Raw genomic sequence first — 13126 nt, forward strand, 5'->3', positions numbered from 1 at the left:
AATGAAAATCAACAAAATGGTTAAATGTATTATTTTCGATTGTGACGGCGTATTGGTCGATACAGAAAAAATTGGCAACGGAATATTGCTGGAAATGGCTCAAGAACACGGATTTGAAATGGAATTGGAAGATGCCTATCGTCATTTTAATGGTCGAAACTTAAAAGATTGTTTCAGACATATTGAAGAAGCAATCGATCAGAAACTTCCAGAAAATTTTGAAACAGAATATCGCGAAAAGAGTTTTGAAGCTTTTAAAACTCAGGTAAAACCAATGGAAGGTATTATAGATTTTATCGAAAATATAGAAAAATTAGAAATTCCATATTGCGTTGCTTCGAGTGGACCGGTAGATAAAATTCGTTTGAATCTTGAAGTGGCAGGATTGCTGGATAGATTTGAAAATAAAATATTTAGTTCGTATCAAATTGGAAGCTGGAAACCAGAACCTGGAATATTTCTTCATGCAGCGGCAGCAATGGGTTTTGAGGTAAAAGACTGTATTGTTGTTGAAGATAGTAAAGCAGGTGTAAAAGCTGGAGTAAGCGGCGGATTTAAAGTGTATGGTTTTGCAAATGGTTTCAATAATGAGGATTTAGAAGAAGAAGGAGCAGAACTTTTTAGTTCTTATGGAGAGTTAAGTGAAAAACTTGGAGTTTAAATTTTGTTTTAAGTTTAAGGTTTCAAGTTTCAAGTTAAACCCGACAGGTTTTAAAAACCTGTCGGGTTTGTTTTTACGATTAAATTATTCCGTTTGGAATATTTGGTCGGTAGAAAAATAAAAACGCATTTGCATAGTGTCCTGTAGAGACACCTGTTTTTGCGTAATGAATGTTATACGTATGTTCAAATGTTCCTACGGAACGTGTAACTCTGAATCTAATTCGAAAATCTACCAACCAGACATTCCTACGGAATGAAGAACATCTTTTTGCACTTTGACAAAGTTTAATTTTCTCATTGCCACATTTCCTAATTATCAAATTCACTCGTTAAAATGTAATTTGTTGCAATAAAATAAAATTTTATATATTTGAATTTCCACATTCTCTTTTTACTTTAATAATAATGAATAATTGTTATTTACACATTTAAAAAGAAAGAATGTTTTTGTCTAGAAAATGACTTTTCCCAAAGAAGTATTTTCCAGATTGTGATTCCAAAAAATCACAAAACTAACCTACAGACCCGCGACAGAATGATGAAATTTAAAACCAGAATTTTATTTCTATTCCTATTATTTTCTTCGATTACCAACTCCCAAATCAAAAAGATTGGAGTTCCCTTTATAGCCAATTATAGTCCGAAAGCTTATAAAGCTGCATCAGAAAATTGGGATGTTTTGCAAGATTCTAAAGGCATGATGTTTTTTGCCAACCATTTTGGAATCATGCAGTTTGATGGTGTTCGCTGGGCGATTGTGACGCAACCAGAAAATCGAAGCATGGTTCGTTCTATGGCAATTGACAGAAAGGATAAAATATATGTTGGCGCTCAAGGCGATTTCGGGTTTGTAATTCAGCTTCCAAATGGGCAATATCAATACACTTCTTTAGTAAAACTGCTTCCTAAATCGGCTCGAAATTTTGGTGATGTGCTGCATACTATCATTCGAAATGGCGAAGTGATTTTTTTCTCCTATGAAAGGCTTTTTATTTATAAGAATAATACAATCAAGGTCATAAATGCTAAAAAAGCTTTTGATGATTTCTTCGAAGTTGGGAAAGAAATTTATGTTTCGGATAACGAAAAAGGATTATTAAAACTAAAAAAAGATGCTTTAGTTCCAGTAGAAAATGGTCAAAAGTTTGTTGGATTACAGGTTCGAAAGATTTTTCAAACCAAAAACGGACTTTTGCTATTCACTCAAAAAAATGGCCTTTTCATTTTCGATGAAAATCAAATTAAACCATTTGCAACAGAAGTCGATCATTTGCTGAAGCAGAATCAGATTTCGGCAGGAATTCAGCTTTCTGATGGCTATTTCGGAATCGGAACCCGTCAATCGGGATTGATAGTTATAGACAGTGAAGGACATTTGATTCAGCATATTGATAAACAAATGGGACTTCAGAATGAATATGTGACCAATTTTAAAATTGATAAGGAAGGAAATTTGTGGGTGACGCTCAAAGGCGGAATTTCACTGATTCAGATTTCATCTCCTTTGTCTAAAATTATAGACAGCACTAATTCCGAAACCAAAATCTATTGCAGTCAGATTTACCAAAATAAATTATATATCGGTACCGACAACGGTTTGTATTGGCTTGATTGGGAAGCTTACAAAAGCGGAAAAAGAGAAAATGTAACCTTTCAGCACATTTCTGGAATGTCTGAAAATGTCTGGAATGTGGGAGTTTTTGGTGATTCATTACTAGCCTTTGAGAAAAACGGAATATTTGAAATCAGTGGAAATTCCGCGAAAGCGTTGGCAAAAATTGATGGCGCTTGGCAAGGAATTCTAATTCCAAATCATTCGGATTTACTGCTTGTTGGAGGTTATACAGGATTGTATTTTTTGAAAAAAATAAATGGTTCTTGGGTTTTTCAGCATCGTATAAAAGGTTTTGATGAAAGCAGCAGAATTATGGAAACCGACCAACAAGGCAACATTTGGATTGCGCACGGATACAAAGGAATTTATAAACTCAAATTCAACGCGACATTTGATTCCGTTAAGGATATCCAATTTTATAATGATAAAAACGGATTTCCGTCGAGTTTGTTTTTGAATACATTTAAAGTGGATAATCAGATTTTGTTTGGAACAACAAAAGGCGTTTACAGACAGGATTTGTCTTCTAAAAAAATGATTCCAGATCCAGTTTTCAAAAAATATCTGGGGTTAGAAAATCATATTCGATTATTAAAACCAGACCATCAGGATAATATCTGGTACATTTCTGGCGAAAATACTGGGAAAATGAGCAGGCAGAAAAATGGAAGCTTTAAGATTGAAGAACTTCCTTTTCGAAAACTTCGTTATATATATGTTCCTGGTTTTGAAAATATTCAGACTACAAAAGGAGGTGATGTTTTTTTTGGAACGCAAGAAGGTTTGATTCATTACAGTGCTATTAAAAACAAGAAATATCAAACAAAATATAAAGCTCTTATTTCTGAAGTAAAATGCATTTTTCCTAAAGACAGCCTATTGTTTTCCAGCCGTTATGATGTTTTGCCTAATAAAACAGGATCAGAAAATGATAAACTTTCAACGGTATTGCCATATTCTAGTAATGCGCTTCATTTTTCTTTTGCATCATTATGTTTTGAAGATGCCGATGCGACGAAATATGAATATTGGCTAGAAGGTTTTGAACCAACGTGGTCAGATTATAGTCTTCAGACCGAGAAAGAATATACCAATTTGCCCGAAAACGAATATGTCTTTCATGTAAGAGCAAAAAATATGTATGATGTGGTGAGTGAAGAAGCCGTTTTTCACTTTGAAATTTTACCGCCTTGGTATAGAACTTTTTGGGCTTACTTATTTTATTTTGCACTTTATAGCATTGTAATTTACTTAATTGTTAGATATCAGAAATCTGTTGCGGAGCGTCAACGTCGTCAATTGATAGAGAATCAGGAAAAGGAATTGCTTCGAAGCCGTGCCGAACTTAACGAACAGAAACTCACATTGGAACAGCAGAATATGGCTATTATTCGAGAAAATCTTGAAACGACCATAAATCTTAAAAATGCTAAGGTGGCTTCAAATACGGTCAATTTGATTCATTTAAATGAAATTTTGCTTTCTATTAAAGATTTGATTGGACAGATTGATAAGAAAAATGATCCAAATGTAAACTTTAGCCTGCTGACCAAAATCAATAAATTGATTGATCACGAATTGCAGGGAGACAAACATTGGAATGAGTTTGAAGAAATCTTCAATCAGCTGCATGACAATTTTATGCAGCGGTTGAAATCGACTTATCCAGAATTGACTCCTCGTGATATGCGTTTGTGCGCTTATCTGCGAATGAACTTTAATACGAAGGAAATTGCTCCGCTTTTGGGAATTTCTGTTCGTGGGGTCGAAGATACCCGTTATCGCATTCGTAAAAAATTACAGCTTCCGTCTGATACGAATATCACCGAATTCATTCTTAATTTTTAATTTTTCTCGGAAAAATGGAATTTAAAGTGATTTTATGCATTTCATCGATGATTTGTTACATTTCTTCGATAGTACCGTAGTCAAACCGTACTCCAAAATGTAAGTCTTGCCTGATTTTTTAGTTAATATTGCGCTGTTATTGTCAGAAAATACGATCTGCTTTTTCAAATTGAATGTATTGATGAAATAACATTTACTAACTAAAAACCTATCAAAAATGAAGCAAAATGACTTTTTTTTCGGCCGACCACCGAAAAGCAATTCTTATTTATTTAAACAATTTTGTCTGGCAGTTTTATTCTTATTGCTGCCATTTCTTAAGACTCAGGCCCAATGTAATACGCTTGTCTGGTCTGATGAATTTAATGGCACTACGGTAGATTTGACCAAATGGCAAAGTATCTCAGGAAATGGATGTCCGTCGCTTTGCGGATTTGGAAATGCTGAGGCACAGCGCTACGATCCCAATCAGGCAACAATTGTAAAAGAAGGAACAAACAGCTACTTAAATATTGAAGCAAAATATGCGCCGAGTTCACAATTTCCTGATCAGCCGTATGCTTCTTCAAAATTAACTACCGAAGGAAAATATTCGCTTAAATATGGAAGAGTAGAAGCGCGTATGAAACTTTCTAACGGAATGGGCGCTTGGCCAGCTTTTTGGATGCTGCCAGTAGGAGGAAACTGGCCTTTTACAGGAGAAATTGATATTATGGAAGCCAAACATAGAAACCCGAAATCTATAGATGGAACTATTCATTACGATGGCGGTGGCTATCAGTTTACAGGAAGAAGTTACAGTTCTCCAATTGATTTATCGGCTGATTTTCATGTGTATGCTGTAGAATGGGGTCCAAATATCATTAAATGGTTTGTGGATGATGTGTTGTTTCATACTGCAACGCCAAATACAACGGTAAATGGAGGATGGCCTTTTAATGACAACAATTTTTATATTATTCTGAATTTAGCAGTTGGAAGCTATGGAACGCCTTACACGAGAGTAAACGGCGCAGGAGTTGAGCCTATTCCTGCCGATTTCCCAGCAAAATTACAAGTCGATTATGTTCGTGTTTACGATGGGAGTTTTAAATATGCGGTAACAGGCGATAACAAAGTGTACCAAAATGAAACTAGTAAAACCTATTCTGTAAATGCAATTGCGGACGCGACCTACAACTGGACTGTTCCAGCGGGAGCAACAATTGCATCAGGACAGGGAACAAATTCGATTACTGTAAATTGGGGAACTTCTGGAGGAGATGTTTCTGTAGCGGCAACAGTTTCAGGCTGTAATGTCAATACCTACAAACTGGCGGTTACAACCGAACCTGCCTTGCCAGTTGAAAAAATACATGAAGATTTTCAAAGCAATCGAAATGTATTGTATCCTGTAAAAACTGGAGTTTTGACAGAAGCTGTTGCGAATCCTTCTGCAACTGGAATTAATACATCGGCTTTGGTTGGAAAATACGTTAGAAATTCAAGCGAATTGTATGATGTTTTGAATATCAGAAACGTAACGATTACGAATGCGAACGATTACGTTTACGGAAGAAAAAGATTGTCGTTTGATATTTATACTTCGGCTCCTGTTGGAACAAAAATATCCATGCAGCTGGAAAATAGCAATGTAACGACAGCGACCAATTATCCGTTAGGAAGACATAGCGGTTTTAAAGCGACAACAACAGTTCAGAACAAATGGGAAACCATTGAATTTGAGTTCGAAAAAGTAATTGATCCAAATACAAGTGCTTTGGCGATTAATAATGTAGTGATTCTTTTTGAATCAAATTCTAATTCTGGAGCAACGTATTATTTTGATAATTTGCTGACAAAAGCGGCGCCAGAAAAACCAATTTTAGCAACAGATATTCTGCAAAACTATGATGGATTCAATAAAATCATAAAAGGAACTACAACTGGAACGTATTCTGTTGTGGCAAATCCGGGTTCAAATTCAGTTAACTCTTCTGCAAATGTGGCAAGGTATGTCCGAAATGCATCAGAGCAATACGATGTACTTTTCTTTAATACACAAACTTCAATCGAAGATGCTGGTTTATTTAAAAATCAAACCAATAAAATCATGATCGATGTGTATACCACAGCACCAATTGGTACGGTTGTAAGCATGAATTTTGAAAATAGCGCCACTTCGCTTCCAACCAATTATCCGACAGGAAGAAATAGTAATTATGTAGCCATTACAACCAAACAAAATCAATGGGAAACATTAACTTTCTATTATAATTCCAGTCCGGATGCTGGAACTTCAAACTTAGCTGTAAATCAAATGGTTTTATTGTTTAATTCAGGTTCGTACACAAGCGATACCTATTATATTGATAATATCAGAATTGGTTCGACTAAACTTCCAGATACTTTTACGCCAGGTGTGGTATATGAAGATTATCAAACGATTCACAATATTACTTTTAGAGATGCGATTGGGACTTATACGCCAAATACGGCAAATCCAAATGCAAGCGGCATTAATACTTCTTCTAATGTTGGAAAATATGTTCGTAAATCAACAGAATTGTATGATAACTTCTCATTCAATACGACTTTAAACAACATTGGAGATTTTAAAGCGGGAACTAAAAAGTTTGCGATGGATGTTTACACTTCTGCACCAGTTGGATCAATAATTTCTTGGCAGGCAGAAAGCAGCGCTTCGGTTCCGTCCAATTATCCTGTTGGAAGACATAGTATTTATCAGGGAGTTGTAAAACAAAGCAATGCTTGGCATACCATTACTTTTACTTATGTAAGTACTCCAGATGCTTCGACGCCAGATGCTGATGTAAACCGTTTTGTTTTCTTGTTTGAGCCGGGAACTAACTCTGGAAACACGTATTATTTTGACAATTTAAGAGCTTTAAATTTAGTCTCTACAGAAACTCCAGCAGGATTGCCTTCACCTTGGATCAGTACCGATTTAGGTGCTGTTACACCAGCAGGAGAAGCGGCACACTCAAACGGTACTTTTACCATTAAAGGATCAGGAAATGATATTTGGGATACAAGCGATCAATTTCAATTTGTAAATCAGTCAATTACTGGAGATGCTGAAATTATTGCTAAAGTAAATTCTTTAACCAATACCAACACGTATGCAAAAGCAGGCGTAATGTTCCGTGAAACGCTAACACCGACTTCAAAACATGCGATGACAGATGCAAGCGCCGCTGCGGGAATTGAGTTTTTAACTCGTGATACGACTTCAGGAGCAACAACTGCTACAGTTACGACAGGAGCGGCTCCAAAATGGGTTCGTTTAGTAAGATCTGGAAATGTATTTACTTCTTACGCTTCAGATAACGGAACAATATGGACACAAGTTGGAACACCAAAAACAATTGCAATGGCAAGCACAATTTATGTGGGAATGGCAGTTACTTCTCATGCAAACGGAACTTTGACAACAGGAGTTTTCAGTGATGTAACGGTTAGAAATATTACAGCAAATCCGAATGTGAATTTAGCTTTAGGCAAAACTGCAACGGCTTCTACAGAAGAAAATGCAACACTTTCAGCAAACAAAGCTACAGACGGAGACGGAACAGTATCAAGATGGGCGAGTTCTTTTGCGAATGCAACCGAATGGATTTATGTGGATTTAGGAAGTAATTATACTCTTAACCGTGTGGTGTTAAAATGGGAAGCAGCTTATGCAACTCAGTATAAAGTACAGCTTTCGACAGATAATGTTTTCACAGAAAATGAAACCATCAGCACGCAAACGACAAGCGATGGAGGAATTGACGATTTAGCGGTAAGCGGAACTGGAAGATATTTACGCATTTTATGTACAGCAAAAGCTTTGGCTCCGTATGGATACTCATTGTATGAAATTGAAGCTTACGGATCTTCGTCAACGGCTAGAATGGCTTTGAATGTTGATGAAGAGCCTCAAACGGAAGAAGCTATTTTTGCAGTATATCCGAATCCGACAACTAATTATGTTCAAGTTTCATCTCCTGAAAACTTAGACAATAAAGTCATTATGATTTACGACAATACAGGAAATCTGGTTCTGCAAAATAAGCCTCAAGGAAATGAGAGTGTAATTGATGTAAGCAGACTTCGTCGAGGAATCTACATTTTAAACTTCAAATCAGACCAAAAAAGCTGGAGCAAAAAGCTGATTAAGAAATAATTTTAAATCCGTTGGGTGCAATTCAAGGAGGGCATACCAGTTGCACCTGGCGGATCATTTAGTCATTTGAAAATGACTTTGGTTTTAGAATCTAATTATTATGTAACCCCAAAATTATTTAGATATGAAAAACAATAAATTTCAAAGATTTTCTATTCTGACCGCACTGTTTCTAGTGTTTTCGACTTTTATGTACGGTCAGGGGCCAGTTCCTTTTACTATAAGTAATAATTCCACTTTTGCAGACAGCGATCTTTATGTTGCCATTGTTGGAATCGATTATACTACAGGAAACCATGTTTGGGTAAATGCCAAAACAAGTCAGGTTTTGCCAATGAGTGCTTCTTACAATACGGTTACCGGACCAACTTATGGAGGAAATACTGGGCCTGGACAAAACTCAAAATATGCGGCATGTTTTACAAAACTGAGTGAAATTCCGAACAAAACCTTCACTTTGCCTTTAATCGCAGGATGCCGAGTTTTTATTTCTAAAGGATCGCAATTGTACTTTTACTTTTTTGGAGCTAGCGGAGCGCCTTCTGGATATGCTTCGCCAAATCCGCAGAATGCTACAGATCCAAATCAGGGAATTTTATATGAAATGATCGAGTTGACGAACAATCAATATGGTTTCTTCGGAAATCCAACCCGTGTAGATTCATACAAATATCCAATGGGATTGGAACTGTTTGGAGCAAACGGTTACCAAAAGAAAGTGGGAGATTTGAAAAAACACGCAGATATTGTTGCCGCTTTTAAAGCGAATGTTCCAGCAGAATTTCAAGGATGTGTAAATGATGCGACAGGCGAAATTACAGCACCATCAAAAACTCCAGCTTATGCACAAGGAGGACCATACGAAAACTATTTAAAATCTTATATTGATGCCATTTGGAACAAATACAAAAATGAAGATTTAATCTTTTATGCAGGAGATGCAGGAGTTTTTAAAGGAAGAGTGATTGGAGAACAACTAGAAATGGTTGGGCAATCTGGCGCTTTTGTGGGAAGAACAGGACGTGTTCAAAACCGACCAACGACTCAAGAAGCGCTTGAAGGAAAAGGCGTCTTGGACAGAAGATTGGTCGACGGAGATCTGGATTTAGTAATTCAAGCTCAATTAACGGCTGCGATCAACCGTCATGTGGTAAACACTACAACGGCAAATCCGGGACAGCAGAATTGGTACGATGCATCAAAATATTATCAAACAAACCCAACCAATCATTATTCTAAATTTTGGCATTTGCCAGGAATTAATATCGATAATTTGGCCTACGGATTTGCTTATGATGATGTTGCCGATCAGTCGCCATCGCTTCATTCGCCACAGCCGACAAAAGTTATTGCTACGTTTGGAGGTTATTACGGACTTACTACACCTTCAGTTCCAGCATCGACAGATGTTATTACAGTTTATAAAGATTGCAATTACACAGGTTTCTCTGGCGGATTAACAATTGGAGATTATAATCTGGCTCGTTTGAATTCTTTAGGAGTTTTAAATGATGATATTTCTTCACTTAAAATCACTCAAGGTTATCAGGCGATTTTATATCAAGACGATAATTTTGGAGGCGCTTCAACCGTAATCAATTCTGATAATTCTTGTTTGAATACCACTTGGAACGATAAAGTGAGTTCGATCAGAGTTATTGCAAACGGAACGGCAACTTTAGGAAATCAGACTTTCTTTCTTCAAAACAAAAACAGCGGTTTATACATGGATGTTTGGAATTCTAGTATGTCAAACGGAGCAGGAATCAATCAAGGCGCTTTGAATTCTGGAAACAATCAGAAATTTACTTTTACGCATTTAGGAGACGGAATGTATAAAATCATTGCTAACCATAGCGGCATGTCGATGGACATTAATAATTTTAATAAGGCCAATGGTGCAAGAGTAGAGCAGTATCCGTATAACGCCACAACAAATCAGCAGTTTATTTTGGTTTCTACTGGAGATGGCTATTATAAAATTGTTGCCCGTCATAGCGGAAGAATTGTTGAGGTTGCAGGAGCAAGTACAGCTTCTGGCGCTATTGTGCAACAGTGGGATAATAACAATCAGACTTGCGGACAGTGGAAATTAGTTTCCGCAACAAGTTCACAAACTTCAGTATTGATTCAAGCAGAAGATTATTCAGCGATGAGCGGTATTCAAGTCGAAGCAACTACAGATACAGGCGGCGGTCCAAATGTTGGTTATACAGAAACTGGAGACTGGTTAGCGTATAACAATATTAATTTCCCGACAACAGGATCTTATTTAATTGAATACCGAGTGGCAAGCGCAGTTACAGGTGGAAGATTATCTTCTGATTTGAATGCTGGAGCAATTGTTTTAGGAAATGTTGATATTCCGAATACAGGAGGTTGGCAAAATTGGCAGACTGTTTCGCAAACCGTAAATGTAAACGCAGGAACGTATAATTTCGGAATCTATATTCAGAATACGGGAATGAATATTAACTGGATTAAAATCACAAAAGTGGCAGGAACAGCAAGAATGGCCGCAACTGAAACGGTGGAAGAGCCAGAAGAAAAGGTTTTAAATGTTTATCCAAGTCCAGTAGAAAATACTCTTTTTGTTACCACAGATCTTTCTGGAGGAACTGCAAAAATTGTGGATTCTCAAACTGGAACTACTTTGGCTTCACAAAAAATAACCAACAATAGTTTTGATGTTTCGCATCTTAGAAAAGGAATCTATTTTATAGTTTTTGAGAAAGATGGTAAGCAAACCATCAAGCGATTCATAAAGAAATAGTTTTAAAGTGATTTCAGGCTTTAAATTTAGATTATAATTTACGTAGTGTTAGTTCTACGGTATTAGATTATAAATCAAATCAAAAAATCTAAAGTCTGAAATCTTAAATCAAAATATATAACTCAAATAACCGTCCCATGTTTACGAGTTTATTAATCTATTAAAACAATTATTATGAAAAACAATTACCGAAGAATGCTGCAGAAATGCATGATTATTTTAGTGTTGGGGGCTTTTAATTTAGTTTCGGCCCAAAAGAAAGTAATAGCTTATGTTCCGAACTGGATTGATTTGAATGCCTTTTCAAGTACGATTCAGTACAGTAAATTGACGCATATTAATATTGCGTTCGAAAATCCTGATGCTAATGGTTATTTAAGCTTTAATTCAGGAAGTAATGCAATTATCAATGCGGCGCATGCCCAAAACGTTAAAGTTTTTGTATCGCTAGGAGGAGGTTCTGTTTCAGAAGGCGGACCAATTCGCGATAATTATTTTAATTTAATAACGCCAGCCAACAGAACGGCTTTTATCCAGAAAATCTATGATTATGTGGTGGCACACAATTTTGATGGAGTAGACGTTGATTTGGAAGGTCCAGCAATTAACGGAGATTACGGCGGATTTGTAATCGCTTTGGCTAATAAATTGCATGCTAATGGCAAATTGATTTCAGCAGCGCTTTCAGAAGGATATGGTGGTGCCAATGTACCTTCATCTACTTTTGCGGCTTATGACTGGATCAATATTATGGCTTATGATGCAACTGGGCCTTGGGCACCAAACAATCCGGGTCAGCATTCTCCTTACAGCATGGCAGTAAACCAATTTAATTACTGGACAGGAAGAGGATTGCCAGCCAGCAAAGCTATTATCGGACTTCCGTTTTATGGTTATGGTTTTGGCGCTTCTGCCAATCAGGGAATTTCTTATGCGAATATCGTGGCTCAATATCCAGGAGCTGAAAATTTGGATCAGGTGGGAAATACGATTTATTATAACGGAATTCCAACCATCAAACAAAAAACGACTTTTGCTATTCAAAATGCGGGAGGAGTTATGATTTGGGAATTATCTCAAGATGCAACAGGAACAAAATCTTTGTTAAATGCCATTAATCAGGTAATTACTGGAGGTACTTCTCCAGGAACAGGAACTTTAATTCAAGCCGAAAATTACAATACGATGAGTGGGGTTCAAACCGAAGCAACAACTGATACAGGTGGAGGTTTAAACGTTGGATATTGCGATACAGGAGACTGGATGGCGTATTACAATATTAATTTTCCAACTTCTGGTTCATATCAAATAGAATATCGCGTTTCAAGTGCGGTTACAGGCGGTAGATTATCATCAGATTTAAATGCAGGAACGATTCAGCTTGGTGCCATAAATGTTCCAAATACAGGAGGATGGCAAAACTGGCAGACGATTACGCAAACCGTAAACGTAAATGCAGGAACGTATAATTTTGGAATCTATGTTCAAAATACTGGCTTTAATATCAATTGGTTTAGAATAACAAAATCGGGTTCAACGGCAAGAACAGCTGCGCCAACTACAGAACAATCAATTGCAAGTTTGGAAGTTTATCCGAACCCAACTGAAAGCCAGCTTTTCTTTAGCACAGAGGTTTCTGGCGGAAATGTAAATGTCATCAACACAGAAGGCGGTGCAACTGTTTTCTCTCAAACTGTAAACAATAACAGTATTGATGTTTCTACTTTAAAAACAGGAATTTATCTGATTTCAGTTGAGAAAAACGGAATCAAAACGGTAAGACGTTTTATTAAAAAATAATACTAACCCATTTGCCATAATGGTTTTAGATACATTAAATTTTAGGTTTTAATGTGATAAAGGCTGTCAGAAATGATAGCCTTTTGTTTAACCATAATAGTCTTTTTTTAAACCGCAAAGCACGCAAAGGTTTACGCAAAGAGCGCAAAGTTTTTTTAAGTTAAATTTTATAAAATAAAAAGTTCGCAAAGTTTTGAGTTTAGCTTTGCGAACTTTGCGTTTTTTATAAGTTTACAGAGATAAAAAATCTTTGCGTGCT

Annotated in this window: 5 protein-coding genes; all 5 read left to right on the top strand. The window is 36.5% G+C overall.

The genetic code is table 11. From position 1 onward, the window contains the following. Position 1 precedes the first annotated feature (1 nt). The 5 genes from BB050_RS16205 (at position 2) to BB050_RS16225 (ending at position 12867) form a co-directional block, all read left to right on the top strand. Complete coding sequence (locus BB050_RS16205; RefSeq protein WP_236940343.1) at positions 2-661, top strand: HAD family hydrolase; 660 nt, start codon at positions 2-4, stop codon at positions 659-661. A gap of 537 nt (positions 662-1198) precedes the next feature. Continuing rightward, positions 1199-4126, top strand: a complete 2928-nt coding sequence (locus BB050_RS16210) for a triple tyrosine motif-containing protein (protein WP_236940344.1) — start codon at positions 1199-1201, stop codon at positions 4124-4126. 217 nt (positions 4127-4343) lie between these two features. After that, a complete protein-coding gene (locus BB050_RS16215; RefSeq protein ID WP_066034280.1) occupies positions 4344-8294 on the top strand; it encodes a family 16 glycosylhydrolase in 3951 nt (1316 codons plus the stop codon). Between the two features lie 124 nt (positions 8295-8418). After that, positions 8419-11067, top strand: coding sequence for a beta-1,3-glucanase family protein (locus BB050_RS16220; RefSeq protein WP_066034281.1), 2649 nt, complete (start codon positions 8419-8421; stop codon positions 11065-11067). A gap of 174 nt (positions 11068-11241) precedes the next feature. After that, positions 11242-12867 carry a glycosyl hydrolase family 18 protein gene (locus tag BB050_RS16225; RefSeq protein WP_008467574.1) on the top strand — a complete coding sequence of 542 codons (1626 nt, stop codon included), beginning with the start codon at positions 11242-11244 and terminating at the stop codon, positions 12865-12867. Positions 12868-13126: the final 259 nt, after the last annotated feature.

Origin of the sequence: Flavobacterium anhuiense (assembly GCF_001705175.1) — a bacterium.
Taxonomy (GTDB): Bacteria; Bacteroidota; Bacteroidia; order Flavobacteriales; family Flavobacteriaceae; genus Flavobacterium; species Flavobacterium anhuiense.